Genomic DNA, 15,792 nt, shown 5'->3' on the forward strand with positions numbered 1-15,792 from the left:
GGCAATCCAGTCCCGACCTTGGCGGCATATCACAGCGGCGGGACTGGATTGCTTCGCTTCGCTCGCAATGACGAGCTTGGGGAATGACCCGCTTCGCCCTCACCATAGAATTCGATGGCGGCCCCTTTGTCGGCCTGCAACGACAGACCAGCGGCCCATCGGTGCAGCAGGCCATCGAGGAAGCAGCGCAGCGCGTCACCGGCGAGCAGGTCACGCTCCACAGCGCCGGGCGCACCGATAGCGGGGTCCACGCGCTGGCGATGCGCAGCCATGTGGAGGTCGAAAAGCCGTTCGATCCGGTCCGGCTGCACGAGGCGCTGAACGCGCACCTGCGCCCTGCCCCCATCGCGATCACCCACTGCGAAGTGAAACCCGACGACTGGCACGCGCGCTTTTCCTGCATCGGGCGCAGCTATGAATACCGCATCCGCAACCGCCGCGCGCCGCTGACGCTGGAGAAAGGCCGCGCCTGGCACGTTGCCCGCCCGCTACACGCCGCCGCCATGCATGAGGCCGCGCAATCGCTTGTCGGGCTGCACGATTTCACCACCTTCCGCTCGGCCCATTGCCAGTCAGCCAGTCCGCTCAAGACGCTCGACCGGCTCGATGTCAGCCGTGAAGGCGATGCGGTGATTGTCCGCGCGGCGGCGCGCAGTTTCCTCCATCACCAGGTCCGCTCGATGGTCGGCACGCTGGCGATGGTCGGACTGGGGCAATGGCGCGTCGAGCAGGTGGCCGAGGCGCTGGCGGCGAAGGATCGCGCAGCGCTCGGTCTGAATGCCCCGCCGGAGGGTTTGTATTTCGTCGCCGCCTTGTATCCAGACGAAACCTAGCCATTTCGTCATTGCGAGGAGCGCAGCGACGCGGCAATCCAGTCCTGCCGTTGCGCATTCGATCCGGCCTCGGGACTGGATTGCTTCGCTACGCTCGCAATGACGAAGAGGGATATATAGATGACAACAGGCCGCCAACTTGTCTCGACCCTCACCGCCGATGGCACGCTGACGCTGGAATTGCAGGAACGCACCTTTCCCGCCCCCGGACCCAACCAGGTGCTGGTGCGGATGGAAGCCGCGCCGATCAATCCTTCGGACCTGTTCCTGATGACCACCGGCGCGGACCTCGCCAATGCGGAATACTCCCCCGGCAGGATCGTGGCGCGGGTGCATCCGCAGGTCGCCGCCGGGCAGAGCGCGCGGCATGGCCTGCCGCAGACGGTGGGCAACGAAGGCGCGGGTACGGTGATTGCGGCGGGCGAGGGAGCGATGGCGCAGGGCCTGCTCGGCCAGCGGGTCGCCTGCGTGCCGGGCAATGCCTTCAGCGAATATGCGCTGGCCGAAGCGATGATGTGCATTCCGCTGGGCGAGCACATCAGCGAACAGGGCGCCGCGAGCTTCGTCAACCCGATGACCGCGCTTGGCTTCGCCGAGACCACGAAGCGCGCGGGCCAGCCGGCGATGGTCCACGCCGCCGCCGCCAGCAACCTTGGCCAGATGCTCAACCGCATTTGCCAGGAGGACGGGCTGGGACTGGTCAACATCGTCCGCAAGGATTCGCAGGCCACGCTGCTGCGCGATCAGGGCGCGACCCACGTGGTCAATTCCTCTGCCGACCTCTTCGAAAAGCAGCTCGCCAAGGCGATCGGCGAGACGCAGGCCTTCATCGGCTTCGATCCGATCGGCGGCGGCACCACCACCGACACCTGCCTGCGAGCGATGGAGCGGGTGGCGGCAGCGGCGATGACCGAATTCAACCGCTATGGCTCGGACAAGCCGAAGACGATGCATATCTACGGGCGGCTCGATCTCGGGCCGACGATCCTCACGCCCAGCTACGGGTTCGGCTGGACCGTATCGGGCTGGCTGCTGATGCCGTTTCTCGCCAGTTGCGACCTGCCGACGCTGATGGGCCTGCGCCAGCGCGTCGTCGCCGGGCTCACCACCACCTTCGCCAGCAGCTACAAGGCCCGCGTCGGGCTGGAGGAAATGCTGAGCAAGGAAGCGATCATGGACTACGCGCAGATGGCGACGGGCGAGAAGTATCTGGTGACGCCGCACGGGTAACGGTTCTGCCCGTAGAACAATTGAACGTCACCCCAGCCCCCGAGCCGGGGTCCCGCTTGTCTCGGCGCGGGATAAGCGGGACCCCGGATCAAGTCCGGAGTGACGAGATTTTTGCGTTTTGCGAGCCGCTACGGCGGCGCAGGCTCGCCCACGCGGCGCAGTTCTTCCTCGACCCGCCGCTCGAGCGCGTCCTCGTCGACATCGAACCGCGCGCCGTTCCCGTCCACACCCACTTCCACCGGCACTCCGTCGATATCGGTGACGATCACCGCTTCGCCATCGCGGATGATCAGTCGGCGGCCTTCGCCGAGCGGGATGTCGTCGAGGTTGGGCACGTCCAACGGCTCCACCGGACCGCTGGGATCGGGCGAGGGCGTCGGGCGCGGCGGCGCGGCCCTTGCCCCCAGCGCGTTCTGCATGAAATCGCGCCATATCCGCGCGGGCAGGCCGCCGCCGGACACGCCGTCGAGCGGGGTATTGTCATCGTTGCCTATCCACACGCCGACCACCAGCGCATCCTCGCCCTCGCCCGCAAAGCCGACGAACAGCGCATCGCGGTTGTCCTGCGTGGTGCCGGTCTTGCCGAAGTTCGGGATCGAGAGCGTCGCCGCGCGACCGGTGCCGCTGTTGATCGCCGCGCGCAACATGTCCGCCATGTCGGAATGGTCGGAGGAATTGAGACTGCCGCGCCCGTTGGTCAGCCACTCGATCCAGCCTTCCTCCGCTTGCGGGAAGGCGCGCGGCTCAACCGGGAAGGAATTGGCGGCCACGCCGGCATAGGCGGCGGTGAGTTCGAGCAGGCTCATCGTGGAGGTGCCCAGCGCCAGGCTCGGATCACCGCTTGCCATCGGCGAGGCAATGCCCAGTTCGCGCGCGGTCTCGATCACCGCTTCGCTGCCCACCGAATTGAACAGCCGCACCGCCGCCACGTTCGAGGATTGGGCAAAGGCATCTCGCAGGGTGATCGTGTCCGAGTAGTTCTCGTTGTAATTGCCGGGGCGATAGGTGCCCTCGGTGAAAGGCGTGTTGGGGATCGTGTCGTCCGGGCTCCAGCCGTTGCGCAGTGCGGCGAGATAGACGAACAGCTTGAACGTGGAACCCGGCTGGCGGCGCGCCTGGGTGGCGCGGTTGAACGGGCTGGCCGAGTAATCGCGCCCGCCGATCATCGCCACCACTTCGCCATTGGGCCGCATCGCCACCAGCGCCACCTGCGCACTGCCGAGCGGCGCGCGGTCGATTGCGCGGCGCGCAATCTCCTGCAGCCGCGAGTCGAGCGTGGTGGTCAGCGTCTGGCTGGCGTAGCTGTTGTCCGACAGCAGCCGCGCTTCGGGCAGCGCCCAGTCGGCGAAATAGGTCCCGGTGGGCAGATCGTTGCGGGTGCGCACGTCCAGCGTCGGCACTGCCATTGCGTCCGCCTGCTCCTGCGTAATGTAGCCCGCCGCCACCATCGCATTCTTCACCAGGGCATAGCGCGCGGCGGCGAGATCGGGATTGCGCGTGGGGGCAAGGCGGCTCGGCGCCTGCAACAGCCCGGCCAGCATCGCCGCCTGTTCGGGGCGCAGGTTTTCCGGCTGGCGGTAGAAGTAATGCAGGCTCGCGGCGCGGATACCGTACATGTTGTCGCCGAAATAGGCGTTGGAAAGGTAGCGTTCGAGGATCTCGTCCTTGGTCAGCCAGGCTTCCAGCCAGAACGCGATCAGCGCCTCGCGCGCCTTGCGGGTCAACGTCTGTTCGGGCGTGAGGAAAGTGAACTTGGCGAGCTGCTGGGTGATCGTCGAGCCGCCGCCCACGCCGGTGAACAGCGCCCGCGCCACCCCGCGCGGATCGACGCCCCAGTGCTGGTAGAACCGGCGGTCCTCGATGGCGAGGAACGGCTGGATCACGTGCTCGGGCAATTCGGTGACCAGCACCGGCTCGCCCACCACCGCGCCGTTGCGGGCGATCGGGGTTCCATCGGCCGCGAGAAGGGTGATCTGCGGCGGGGCTATCGGCTGGAGCGACTTGTTGAGCGGCGCGGTGATCGCCAGCCAGCCGACCAGCACAATGAACAGCATCAGGAAGGCAGCGATCCATCGGCCGATCCACCAGCCCCATGAACGGTTCTGCGCACGGCGGGGGATGAACCGCCGCCAGCCCTTCTGCGGGATGGCGGGGGGCAGGTAGGTGCCGGGATAGTCGTCGCGGCGATAATCTCCGGGCGGGAACTCGCCCGCCTCATCCAGTCCGTGCAGCGGTGTCCACGGCGCTGATTCGAGCGCCAGATCGCGCTCGTCCCAGCGCGGGTCCGGCGGATTGCGGCGGTTGGAATCGAATGGCCACATCTGGTTCACGCTGCTGTGTTAGCAGGATAATACAGCAGTGGCGAGCGGGAATCGGCCATGGGGCGACTTGCAAGGTTTCCTGTTTGTCGCATCATTTGCGCCATTCTGTCTGAATATCAGGTGATGACCTGCCCCGCTACAAGTGGCAGGATGCCTTGCACAATAAGAATGGCTTGGGAGAGCTGATATGCGTTTGATGTTCGCCGCTGCGGCGGCTTGCTGCGGCGTGATGCTGGTGGCGGGGGATTCCGCCGCGCATCATTCGATGGCGATGTTCGATCAGGATCGCGAAGTGGTGCTGAGCGGCACGGTGCGGCAGTTCCAGTGGACCAACCCGCACGCCTATATCCAGCTCGATGCCGAAAACAGCGCGGGCGAAGCGGTGGAATGGAGCCTGGAAATGGGCTCGCCCGTCTATCTCTACGCACGCGGCTGGCGTCCACGCACCTTGCGCGCGGGCACCGAAGTGCGGGTTCGGCTCAATCCCTTGCGCAGCGGCAGGCCCGGCGGCGCGGTGCTCGATGTGACCGATGCCGAGGGCAATCCGATCGGGAGCAACCGGCGATGAAGCGCGCATTTGCCGCGTTGGCGGCGGGTGTTGCCCTTGTCGCATTCACCACTCCGGCGCGATCGCAGGAGGCTGAAGAATCGCGCGCCGAAGTCTTCGCACAACTGCCGCACTGGCCCGGCTACTGGGTCAGCGAATTGCAGGTCGGCACCTCCATCGGTGGGCACAATCCGGCAATTGCCGAAGCGCGTGCGAATGGCGAGGCGCTGCCCGATACCATGCGGCTCAACGGGGCCAGCGCGCCGTGGACCGCCGAGGGCCAGCAACGCCGCATAGATGTCCGCGCCGCGGCACGCGGGCGCAAGGCGAGCGGCTGGGGCTTCCCGATGATGATGAACGCGGCGACGCCGCTGCAAGTCACCATCACCCCGGAAGAAGTGGTGATCGTCAATTCGTACGACGAGGTGCGGCACATCTACACCGACGGGCGGGCCATGCCCGATCCGCTCGATCTGTGGCCCACCACCTACGGCACATCGGTGGGCCATTGGGAAGGCGACACGCTGGTGGTGGAAACCATCATGGTCACCACGCCGAGCGATTTCTTCCACGGCGCACCGCCCTTTTCCGAGGACGCGCGCTATGTCGAGCGGATCCGGATGGAGGGCGACCGGCTGGTCTCCGACATGACGATCACCGATCCCGCAACTCTGACCGAGCCGTGGCAGGTGCAAGTCGCCTTCGTGCGCGACGAGGGCTTTGACCGGATGGTGCAGTTCGATTGGGACAACGATCGCACGGGGTTCGACGGCGATCTCAACACCATCGAAATGCCGGGCGATGACGAGACCGACCTCGCCCTGCCCGCCATCGAGGGTGTGCTCGCCGAGGGCGCACAGTGGGAGATCGCCTGGTCCGGTCCGATGACGGCGGACGGGATGAGTGCTTCGCCGCAGGGCCACCTGCTGTTCGCACAGGAGCAGAGCAATGCGGTCTGGCGGCTCACGCCAGCGGGCGCGGCCTTTGTCGAAGTGCCCTATGTGCTGGGCGCGGGGGCGGTTTCGGTGGATAACGAGGGCCGCGTATACGCTGTCGAGCGCGCCTGCACAGATCCGGGGCTGAGCCAGCTTGGCTGTGATCGTCCCTCTGCTGTCGTACAACTTTCACCCGAAAGGCGAGTGATCGCCAACAGCTTCAGCGACGGCTCTTCGCTCGGACGCCTCAACGATCTGCACGCCGACGGGCGTGGCGGGGCGTGGATCACGCAGGGCGCGCTCTATCACGTGGCTGCCGACGGAGCGACGACGCTGGTCTATACCCCCACTGCCTTCACCAACGGAGTGACCACCAGCCCGGATGGGCGGACGCTCTATGTCACCGACCGCACCACAATAGTCGCCTTCGATCTCGACGCAGCAGGCGCAGCTTCCAACCAGCGGACCTTCGCCACACTGAGCGCCGACACCGAAGGATTCGGCGGGGACGGAATGGAGGTGGATGCCGAGGGGCGGCTCTATGTGACTGGTCACGCGGGCATCTACGTCTTCGCTCCGGACGGCGCGCAATTGGGCATAATCCCCGTCCCGCGCCGCGCGATCACCCTGGCTTTCGCGGGGTCAAGCCGTCGCACGCTTTATGTCGGGGCGATGGGTGCGCGCACCCCTGAAGGAGAGGACTGGGCTACGCCAGAAGGCGTGCGCAACGTGGCGATGACGGTGTACAACTTGCCTATGCTCTCTGCCGGAATGGACGCCCCGTAGGCAAAACGGGGCGGATGCCGCAGCACCCGCCCCGTCCTGTTGTAGTTTCTGCCTAAGTTTCAGGCGACGTTGTAGTTATCGACAACCAGTTCCCAGTTGGCCGCCAGCGTATAGCCAAGATCGCCGAAGCTCGCTCCGCTCATGTCGCTGAAATAATTGCTGTTGTCGATGTAGCCGCTCATTAGTTCGTTGGTGTAGGTATCCTCGTCCCAGTGGCCGAAGGCAGTGCCCGGCCCGCCATCGGTTTCCACCGCGATTTCGCTGGTGCCGAATTCCACCAGCGAAGCGGCCTGCGCCAGCAGCCCGGCGAAGGTGTTGTCGGAATTGATCAGGCCGAGCCGATCCCAGATCGTGCCAAAGCCCAGCGTGTGGCCCATTTCGTGCACCACGATATCGTCGAACAGGCCGAGCGCATTGAAATCATCGGCATCGGCGATGTCGAATTCCATGATCGCCGTGGCGGGCAACGAATTGGCGGTGCGCAGCGCCGTCGGCCCGGCACGGCCGAGCACCCCGCCCGCGCCATCGATGGTGATGAGCGACGCAGTGATGGTAATATCGTCGATCTCGGTCGTGGTCGCGCGCTTGCCGCGACCGCTGGTAATGGTCACGTCCTGCAAATCACCCACGATCAGTGCGGTGTAGAAATCTGCCGCCGCCACGAAGATATCGTAAATCGCCTGGCTCCATGTTCCTTCAAAGACGATCGTGATGTTGAAGCCGGAAGCGGCATCGCTCGGTCCCGAAGTATAGGGGCTGAAAGTGGTTCCACCACCATCGCCACCGCCGCCGCCGCCACCGCCGCCGCCGCCACCGCCGCCGCCGCCAGGGTTGGTCGGCTTGGCGTACATGAAATGATCGACATCGATCTGCCGCGTCAGGTCAACCAGTTCGACCGTGCCCGGCATGGGCAAAACCCCGCCGCGCCCCAGCGCGCGACCCTGAGGCTCGAAACCGAGCGTGGCGAAATCCTGCAAACCGGAACGGAAATCCCTGAACATTCTATATATCCCCGATTACCTTGAAGCATCACAGTGCGGGCGCGCTGCTGGGCATGATGCTACGCCCGCTTTTTTCACGCGCAAGCGCGTTAAGGATATTTTACTTGGAGGCTGGCGCGTTGGAGCAACACTCCGGCGCGATTTACTCGCCTGCTACCGGCCCGCCGAAAGTCGAGCCGAAGAAATCGCCCGGCAGCCATGCTGGGCGCGCCTGCATGTCAGCCACGTTGCGCGCCACCACTGTCGCCAGATCGGCGAACCGGCCAAGCTGTTCGTAATCGAGCAGTTCGGCTTCATCCGAAGGCTGGTGGTAGTGCGTGTCGAGGAACTGGGTCTGCGCCACATCCCCTCCGTTGCCGAAGCCGATATCCAGATAGACAGCGGGAATGCCACGCTGGACGTAGGAGTATTGGTCCGAACGGAAGAAAAAGCCTTCGGAGGGATTGGGGTCGGGCACCAGTTTGAGCCGGTATTCGCTCACCGCAGCACCCACCGGCGCCAGGATGTTGGAACGGTCTGCACCAAAGGCGACCACATCGCTGAACGGCCAGGTGAGGATCGGCATGTCGACATTGACGTTCACCGCCAGTTCGCCGCCCGGAATCCCCGGATGTGCGGCATGATAGGACGAACCGAGCAGACCCATCTCCTCGGCACCCAGCGCCACATAGAGCACCGGGCGGCGCGGCGGTTCTGCCGCCAGCAGCCGCGCCATTTCCAGCAGGGTGGCAACCCCGCTGGCGTTATCCATCGCGCCGTTGAACAAACGATCGTTATTCGCACCGTGACCGGGTTCGATCCCGACGTGATCGAGATGCGCGGTAATCACCACATACTGGTCTGCGACCAGCGGATCCGTGCCCGGCTGCACTGCAATGACATTTGCTGTGTCGAGCAGCGGTTCGAGCCTGTTGGCATAGCTGGCGCGAGCGCGCATGCCCGTGTCGAAACTGGGCAGCGGCGTCATTCCCCCAGCCTGCGCCACGGAAATGGCATCGTAATCGACCGGCTGGCCTTCCATGAGCCGCCGCGACATTTCCGGCGACGCGACAAACTGGAATTCCAGACTGCCGCCTTGATCATGCGCCACTCCATCCGGGCCGATCCAGGTGGTGCCGCCCAGTTGGGTGAAAAAATTGCGCCCCTGATACCAGGGCACCATCAGGTTCATCTCCGGAGTCCAGAGCATTATCGATCCGACCGCGCCGGTAGCTGCAAAGCGACTCGCCATCGATTGCTGCATATGCATCGCCAGCAGCGGATCGATATCCTCGGGCAGGTCGAACACCCACACCGCGACCTTTCCGGTCAGGTCCACCCCCTCGAAGCTGGTGTGCCCCAGTTCGGGCATGTCGAGTCCATAGCCGACGAACACCAGCGGCGCGTCGACCAACCCGCGACCGTCTTCCCCGCCCGCACTGGACATGCCGCCGCCGACGAAATCATCACCGAACCCGACTTTGATCGAATTGCCCGCTGCATCGACGAGCGCGAGGCGGCTGTCCGCCGCCTGCGAATGGCGTACGAGCGAAAAGTTCTGGAAATATGTGCCTTCGTCGCCCCCTGGCCGCAATCCCAGCGATTCGAACCTTCCGGCGACATAGTCCGCCGCCATCTGATAGCCGGGAGTTCCCGCCTCGCGCCCCTGCATCGCATCGTCGGCAAGCACGCGAACATCGTTCTCCAGCGTTGCACGGTTCGCCAGAGGCTCCTCTGCTGCTGCCGGAGTGGCGGCAAGCGCCAGCGCAAGTGCGGCCAAAGCGGTCATGGTTTTCATCGGAGCGGCTGGCCCTTCTCGCGCAAAAGCTGTTAGTGTGCACGAGTGCTACACGCGATTGCGCGCGGCGCAAGAGGGAGCCGTACGTCCCTCCCCGACGAGCGAAGATCATGCCTTGGTGACGACGCTTTCGGGTAGTTCCGTGCCAAACACGCGCTGGTAATATTCGGCCACCAGCGCGCGTTCCGCCTCGTCGCACTTGTTGAGGAAGCTGAGGCGGAAGGAGAAGCCCGGATCGCCGAATATCTCGGTGTTCTGCGCCCAGGTGATGACCGTGCGCGGGCTCATGACGGTGGAGATATCGCCGTTCATGAAGCCCTGCCGCGAGAGGTCCGCCACGCGGATCATGTCCGCCACCAGCTTGGCATCGAGCGTGGTCTTGGCGCCGACGATCCTGCGCTCGGTCTCCGCAGGCAGATAGTTCAGCCCGACGACGATGTTCCAGCGGTCCATCTGCCCCTGGTTGATCGCCTGGGTGCCGTGATAAAGCCCGCTGGTATCGCCCAGCCCCACGGTGTTGGCCGTGGCGAACAGGCGGAAATGCGGATCGGGGCGGATCACCCGGTTCTGGTCGAGAAGGGTCAGCTTGCCCGCCTGTTCGAGCACGCGCTGGATCACGAACATCACGTCCGGGCGGCCCGCGTCGTATTCGTCGAACACCAGCGCCACCGGGTGCTGGAGCGCCCAGGGCAGCAGACCTTCGCGGAATTCAGTCACCTGCAAGCCGTCGCGCAGCACGATGGCATCGCGGCCGATCAGGTCGATCCGGCTGATATGCGCGTCGAGATTGATACGGATGGTCGGCCAGTTCAGCCGCGCGGCGACCTGTTCGATATGCGTCGACTTGCCGGTGCCGTGATAGCCCTGCACCATCACCCGGCGGTTGAAGGCGAACCCGGCAAGGATCGCCAGCGTGGTGTCCGGATCGAACACGTAGCTGCCATCCAGATCGGGCACGCGCTCGTCCGCCTTGCTGAAGGCGGGTACCTTCATGTCGATATCGATGCCGAAGGTCTCGCGCACATCGACTTCGATGTCGGGCGCGGCGAGGACGGTGGAGGCGGAGTCGGGCTTGCTGGTCATGTCGTTCATCTCGCGCGGGTGCCTAGACGGGAGGCTGCAGTGCTGCAACAGGGATGTCGGGCGCAAGGGTTACGAAAGGCGGGGCGGCGATGCTGACGATCTACGGGTTTCCGACGAGCCCCTATGTCCGCAAGGTTCTGCTGGTGGCGCAGGAGAAGGGCCTCTCCTACTGGCTCATTCCCGCGACCCCGCACAGGCCCTCCCCGCCGTTCCTCGCCGCCAGCCCGTTCGGGATGATGCCCGCAATCGATGATGACGGCTTTACGCTGGCGGACTCGAGCGCGATTGCGCACTACTTCGACGCGAAGCACCCCGCCCCGCCGCTGCTTCCCCGCGATCCGCAGGCCCGCGGGCGGGCGGTGATGTTCGACGAATTCGCCGATACCCTGCTGGCGGACACTGCGCGTGCCATCGGGTTCAACCGCTGGATCGGGCCGGATCTGCTGGGCATTGCGGGCGATCTTGAGGCTGCCGATGCTGCCGAGGCGAAGGTGCAGCCGCTGCTCGATTGGCTGGAGATGCAGGTTCCTGAGGAGGGCTGGCTGGCGGGAGAGGCTTTCTCGCTGGCCGACATAGCAGTGGCGGCCTGCCTGCGGACAATGGCCTACGGGATGGACGTCACCACCCGCCCGCGCACGGAAGACTGGCTGGCGCGGGTGCATTCGCGTCCGGCGTGGGTCGCCGTTGCCGTGTCGGAGGCTGCTCTGGTCGAGTCGGCCCGCACCAGCGGTGAACATCGGCAGGGCTAGCGCGCGTCCAGCTTTGGCGGCAGGGCGAACAGCCTGACGAAACGTTCGACCAGCGCCCGGTCGCCCTCCATCGCCAGTCCGGCTTCGGCTTCGAGCACCGACAGCGGAATATCGGCATAGATTGCTCCGGCAATCGTCCGCGCTGACTTCGCCCGCAGCACCGCATCGCCTTCGGCCATTCCGGCGCGGGTGGTGGACAGTTTCCCGCCTTCGATAGCGACGCGAAAGTACTCGCGCCCCACCTGCATTCCGATCACCTGATCCGGTGCCTGCGCGAGCTGCGGCAATTGCATCGTCTGCATCGAGGACATCAGCGAAGCGGCAGAGAGCGGAAGGTTGGGATTGTGACGGCAGGATCGCGCGGCCCAGCGCCCCAGTTCGTTGATCGCCGGTCCGGCGGTGTAACCCCATTCGGTGAGTTCATAGACTTGCGCGGGCACCGGCGGCGGCAACTGCTTCTTTTCCAAAACGCCCCAGCCCGCCAGTCCTTCGAGCCGCTCGGTCAGTACCTTGGCGCTGATCCCGGGCAGGGTCTCGCGCAGATCGGAAAAACGCCGCGGACCGAGCAGCAATTCGCGCACGATCAGCATCGCCCACCGCTCCCCCAGCACTTCCAGCCCGAACGCGGTCCCACAGGCGTCAGCGTACCACTTGCCGTGCGTATCGGGCGCTTTAGTTTCTTTTTGTAACTTCATAGTTGCTTTCTGTAACTCAGTCAGGCACGAATCTCAAGTCCGAGTCGCCAAGTGTGAAAGTAGGGGAAGAAGGAGAAAGACTATGAGGCAGATGATCTTCATGAACCCCGGTGTCACTCCGTGACAGGTTCTGCGATCCCCATCCTATCTGCCTTCGCCTGGGTGCCCGATTTCGCCAAGGGTCGCGTCCGCGATCTGCGTGTGCGCTGGGCGCTGGAGGAAGTCGGCCAGCCCTACGAAACCGTGCTCCTCAATGCGATGCTGCCGCGCGGCGAGGATTACGTCGCGTGGCAACCGTTCGATCAGGTTCCCGCCTGGCGCGATGGCGAAGTGCAGATGTTCGAGACCGGCGCGATCCTGCTGCGCCTCGCCGAGGCGCATCCGACGCTGCTCCCTGCCAAGCCTCAGGCGCGCTGGCAGGCAATCAGCTGGCTGTTCGCGGCGCTCAATTCGATCGAGCCGGGGCTGATGCAGCTCGTCACCGTCATCCTCTTTCATCAAGACAAGTCTTGGTCTGGTGAAGCCGCTGCCGCCCTGCGCCCCTTTGCCGAAAAACGCCTGCAACGATTGGCCGATGCACTGGGTGACAAGGACTGGCTGGCGGGTACCTTCTCCATCGCCGATATCGCGATGGTCACGGTGCTGGCCAACGCCGACGATGCGCTAATCGAAGCCCAGCCACACCTCGCCGCCTATTGCGCGCGCGGCCATGCCCGCCCGGCATATAAGCGGGCAATGGCGGCGCAACTTGCCGATTTTGTGGAGGACAACCCAAAAGAAGAGGAAGGAGCCTGAGCATGTATATCCAGGGATTTTTGATCGCGGTGCCCGAGGGCAAGAAGGAAGCCTATCGCGCCATGGCCGAAAGCGCCGCCGCCAAGTTCGCCGAATATGGCGTGACCGAAATTGTCGAGGCGTGGGAAGAGGATGTGACCGACGGCAAGGTCACCGATTTCCGCATGGCGACCAAGGCCGAGCCCGGCGAGAAGATCGTCTTTTCGTGGATGATCTGGCCCGACAAGGCCACTTGCGATGCCAGCCACGCCAAGATGCAGGAGGACGAGTACTTCGCGCAGATGGGCGAAATGCCGTTCGACGGGATGCGGATGATCTGGGGCGGGTTCGCGCCGATCTTCACGATGGGGCGCTGACCGCTTCGATCGCAGGCACTCGGCAACGAACAGGAGAAAAGCGATGGCAAATCATCACGGCGACTTCATCTGGTACGAACTGATGACCAGCGACGCCCCGGCAGCGGAGCAGTTCTACGCCCCTCTGCTGAACTGGACAATCAGCGGGGACCCCGCCTATCGCCATATCGAGGCAACCGAGGGCGGCATAGGCGGCATCCTGGCGCTGAGCGACGACATGATGGCGGGCGGTGCCCGTCCGGGGTGGATCGGCTATGTACTGGTGGACGACGTCGATCAGATGGTCGCGTCCATCGAAGGAAGCGGCGGACGCACCTTGTGGCCGGCGCGGGACATGGAGAACGTCGGCCGCATGGCGATGGTCACCGATCCGCAGGGCGCGGCATTCTACATCATGAAGCCGCAACCCCCGGCGGACAGGCCCGATATGGAAATCCACGCCTTCTCTTATGATCGCCCGCGCCTCGGGCACTGCGCCTGGAACGAACTTGCCACCAGCGATCCGGCGGCGGCGCTCCAGTTCTACGGCCAGCGATTTGGCTGGGTGAAAGACGGCGAGATGGACATGGGGCCGCTGGGCAAATACGAATTCCTGCGCCACGCAGGACGCGCGCCCGACGGATCGCCGATGGGGCAGGGAATGCTCGGCGCAGTCTGGGCGAAGCCGCCGGAAATGCCGGTATCGGCCTGGACGTTCTACTTCCGCGTTGCGGATATCGACGCAGCGGTCGCCTACATAAAGGGCAACGGCGGCAGCGTCATGCAGGAGCCGATGGAAATCCCGGGCGGCGATTTTTCGCTCAATGCCATCGACCCGCAAGGTGCATATTTCGCGCTCGTCGGCAGCCGGGGAGCGTGACCATGGCTCCCAAGGCAATCAACTGTATCTGGTATCACTCGGGCGCGGAAGATGCGGCGCGGTTCTACGCCGCGACTTTCCCCGACAGTTCGGTGGGCGCGGTGCATCGCGCGCCCTCGGACAACCCCTCTTCGTCCGAAGGCGCGGTGCTGACGGTGGAATTCACCGTCTGCGGCTTGCCCTGCCTGGGCCTAAACGGCGGACCGCATTTCACTGCCAGCGAAGCCTTCTCGATCATGGTCCAGACCGACAGCCAGGAGGAAACCGACCGCTACTGGAACGCCATCGTCGGCAACGGCGGGCAGGAAAGCATGTGCGGCTGGTGCAAGGACCGCTGGGGCATTTCGTGGCAGATCACTCCCCGCGTGCTGATGGAGGCGACCACGAGCAGCGATCCTGGATCTGCCAAGCGCGCGTTTGAAGCCATGATGGCGATGAAAAAGATCGATCATGCCGCTATCGAAGCGGCGATCAGGGGAGAATAGGCGATGCCGCGCAAGATCACCGGGGCCGCGTTCCTCTCTCTCGACGGAGTGATGCAGGCGCCCGGCGGACCCGACGAGGACACCACCGGCGGCTTCGAACACGGCGGCTGGTTCGCCGCGCTGTTCGAGGAAGCGATCGGGCATCAGGTCGATACCGTCTTCAAGCCGCCGTTCGACCTGCTGCTCGGCCGCCGAACCTACGATATTTTCGCCGCCCACTGGCCCGCGCTGGCCGACGATGGCGAAATCGGCACGCTGTTTGCGGGCATTTCCAAATACGTGCTGACCTCCTCGGATGAGCCGCTGGCGTGGCAGGGCAGCCATGCGCTCGCCGATATCGATGCCGTGGCCGCGCTAAAGGAAAACGGGGGGCCGGATCTGGTGATCCAGGGCAGTTCTACGCTCTACCCGCCGCTGTTGGCGCGCGGACTGATCGACCGGCTGGTGCTGATGGTCGCGCCGGTCGTGCTCGGCAGCGGCAAGCGGCTGTTCGGCGCCAATACCGACGGGAGCACCGGCGCTGGTGCATGGAAGCTGGTCGAACAGCGGCAGACCCCCGGCGGCACGCTGATGTCCACTTACGAGCCCGACGGCCAGGTAAAGATCGCCGACTTCCAGTTGCCCGACCCAACGCCGGAAGAACTTGCCCGCCAGCAGCGGATGCGCGAAGGCACCTGGTGATGCTGCAACTTTATGGTCACCCCTTCTCCAGCTACACGTGGAAGGCGCAGATCGCGCTCCACGCCAATGGCACCGAACACCGCTTTCGCATGGTCGATCCTGGCCATCCGGACAATTCGAGCTTCGTCGCGATGGCGCACCCCGGGGGCAAGTTTCCGGTGTTGCAGGATGGCGAGAAGGTGGTGGTAGAAGCGACCAGCATCATCGAATACCTGGCGGTACATCACCCCGGGGACGCTTCGCTGATCCCCGACGATCCTGCCGAAGCCTTGCGGGCGCGGATGATCGACAGAGTGTTCGACAACTACGTGATGGCAAATATGCAGCGGGTAGTTGCTGCCTATATTGCCAATGCTTCCGACCCCGATCCGGACGAAGTCTTCGCCGGGCGCGCGGGCTTGCATAAGGCCTATCGCTGGCTGGAAGACTGGCTCGGACGCGTTGGCCTGCCGCCGCATGTCAGCCTCGTCACCTGTGCTGCTGCTCCGTCCCTGTTCTACGCTGACTGGGTGGAACCGATCCCTGATGAGTACCCGCAGTTGCAGGCTCTGCGCGCGGAACTGCTGGCCCTTGAACCGGTGGTCCTTTGCGTGAATGCGGCGCGCCCTTACCGCAAGCTCTTCCCGCTCGGCGCGCCTGACCGGGACTGAAACCAGCTA

Annotated in this window: 16 protein-coding genes; 11 read left to right on the plus strand and 5 right to left on the minus strand. The window is 64.7% G+C overall.

Annotated elements, in window-relative coordinates:
* Nucleotides 1–83: 83 nt before the first annotated feature.
* Nucleotides 84–833, plus strand: coding sequence for a tRNA pseudouridine(38-40) synthase TruA (truA, locus tag JY451_00410; GenBank protein ID QZH75141.1), 750 nt, complete (start codon nucleotides 84–86; stop codon nucleotides 831–833).
* Nucleotides 834–953: 120 nt separating this feature from the next.
* Nucleotides 954–2,063: a zinc-binding dehydrogenase gene (locus tag JY451_00415; GenBank protein QZH75142.1), complete on the plus strand. Its 1,110-nt coding sequence runs from the start codon at nucleotides 954–956 to the stop codon at nucleotides 2,061–2,063.
* A gap of 128 nt (nucleotides 2,064–2,191) precedes the next feature.
* Here JY451_00415 and JY451_00420 read toward each other — a convergent pair whose 3' ends face one another.
* The gene (locus JY451_00420) at nucleotides 2,192–4,384 is read right to left on the minus strand and encodes a transglycosylase domain-containing protein (GenBank protein ID QZH76470.1); all 2,193 of its coding nucleotides are present in this window, start codon (nucleotides 4,382–4,384) and stop codon (nucleotides 2,192–2,194) included.
* A gap of 187 nt (nucleotides 4,385–4,571) precedes the next feature.
* Here JY451_00420 and JY451_00425 point away from each other — a divergent pair, with 187 nt between their 5' ends.
* Complete coding sequence (locus JY451_00425; protein QZH75143.1) at nucleotides 4,572–4,952, plus strand: hypothetical protein; 381 nt, start codon at nucleotides 4,572–4,574, stop codon at nucleotides 4,950–4,952.
* Nucleotides 4,949–6,652: an SMP-30/gluconolactonase/LRE family protein gene (locus JY451_00430; GenBank protein ID QZH75144.1), complete on the plus strand. Its 1,704-nt coding sequence runs from the start codon at nucleotides 4,949–4,951 to the stop codon at nucleotides 6,650–6,652. The genes JY451_00425 and JY451_00430 overlap by 4 nt, the downstream gene beginning before the upstream one ends.
* Nucleotides 6,653–6,711: 59 nt before the next feature.
* Here JY451_00430 and JY451_00435 read toward each other — a convergent pair whose 3' ends face one another.
* The 3 genes from JY451_00435 to JY451_00445 form a co-directional block, all read right to left on the minus strand.
* A complete protein-coding gene (locus JY451_00435; GenBank protein ID QZH75145.1) occupies nucleotides 6,712–7,653 on the minus strand; it encodes a hypothetical protein in 942 nt (313 codons plus the stop codon).
* Nucleotides 7,654–7,795: 142 nt separating this feature from the next.
* On the minus strand, nucleotides 7,796–9,430 hold the full coding sequence (locus JY451_00440) for a M28 family peptidase (protein ID QZH75146.1): 1,635 nt from the start codon (nucleotides 9,428–9,430) through the stop codon (nucleotides 7,796–7,798).
* Between the two features lie 108 nt (nucleotides 9,431–9,538).
* The gene (locus tag JY451_00445; protein QZH75147.1) at nucleotides 9,539–10,522 is read right to left on the minus strand and encodes an AAA family ATPase; all 984 of its coding nucleotides are present in this window, start codon (nucleotides 10,520–10,522) and stop codon (nucleotides 9,539–9,541) included.
* Between the two features lie 80 nt (nucleotides 10,523–10,602).
* Here JY451_00445 and JY451_00450 point away from each other — a divergent pair, with 80 nt between their 5' ends.
* Nucleotides 10,603–11,262 (plus strand): glutathione S-transferase family protein, encoded by a 660-nt coding sequence (locus tag JY451_00450; GenBank protein ID QZH75148.1) that lies wholly within the window; start codon nucleotides 10,603–10,605, stop codon nucleotides 11,260–11,262.
* Here JY451_00450 and JY451_00455 read toward each other — a convergent pair.
* Nucleotides 11,259–11,879, minus strand: a complete 621-nt coding sequence (locus JY451_00455) for a helix-turn-helix transcriptional regulator (GenBank protein QZH76471.1) — start codon at nucleotides 11,877–11,879, stop codon at nucleotides 11,259–11,261. The genes JY451_00450 and JY451_00455 overlap by 4 nt on opposite strands.
* 198 nt (nucleotides 11,880–12,077) lie before the next feature.
* Here JY451_00455 and JY451_00460 point away from each other — a divergent pair, with 198 nt between their 5' ends.
* Genes JY451_00460 through JY451_00485 form a run of 6 tightly spaced genes read left to right on the plus strand, consistent with a single transcriptional unit; the run spans nucleotide 12,078 to nucleotide 15,783 of the window.
* The gene (locus JY451_00460) at nucleotides 12,078–12,752 is read left to right on the plus strand and encodes a glutathione S-transferase family protein (GenBank protein QZH75149.1); all 675 of its coding nucleotides are present in this window, start codon (nucleotides 12,078–12,080) and stop codon (nucleotides 12,750–12,752) included.
* A 2-nt stretch (nucleotides 12,753–12,754) separates the two neighbouring features.
* The gene (locus JY451_00465) at nucleotides 12,755–13,108 is read left to right on the plus strand and encodes a DUF1428 domain-containing protein (GenBank protein ID QZH75150.1); all 354 of its coding nucleotides are present in this window, start codon (nucleotides 12,755–12,757) and stop codon (nucleotides 13,106–13,108) included.
* A 43-nt stretch (nucleotides 13,109–13,151) separates the two neighbouring features.
* Entirely contained in the window at nucleotides 13,152–13,967 is an 816-nt protein-coding gene (locus JY451_00470) for a VOC family protein (GenBank protein ID QZH75151.1), read from the plus strand.
* Nucleotides 13,968–13,969: 2 nt separating this feature from the next.
* On the plus strand, nucleotides 13,970–14,452 hold the full coding sequence (locus JY451_00475; protein QZH75152.1) for a VOC family protein: 483 nt from the start codon (nucleotides 13,970–13,972) through the stop codon (nucleotides 14,450–14,452).
* Between the two features lie 3 nt (nucleotides 14,453–14,455).
* The gene (locus tag JY451_00480; protein QZH75153.1) at nucleotides 14,456–15,133 is read left to right on the plus strand and encodes a dihydrofolate reductase; all 678 of its coding nucleotides are present in this window, start codon (nucleotides 14,456–14,458) and stop codon (nucleotides 15,131–15,133) included.
* Nucleotides 15,130–15,783: a glutathione S-transferase family protein gene (locus JY451_00485; protein QZH75154.1), complete on the plus strand. Its 654-nt coding sequence runs from the start codon at nucleotides 15,130–15,132 to the stop codon at nucleotides 15,781–15,783. The genes JY451_00480 and JY451_00485 overlap by 4 nt, the downstream gene beginning before the upstream one ends.
* Nucleotides 15,784–15,792 lie beyond the last annotated feature (9 nt).

The organism is Erythrobacter sp., assembly GCA_019739335.1.
Taxonomy (GTDB): domain Bacteria; phylum Pseudomonadota; class Alphaproteobacteria; order Sphingomonadales; family Sphingomonadaceae; genus Alteraurantiacibacter.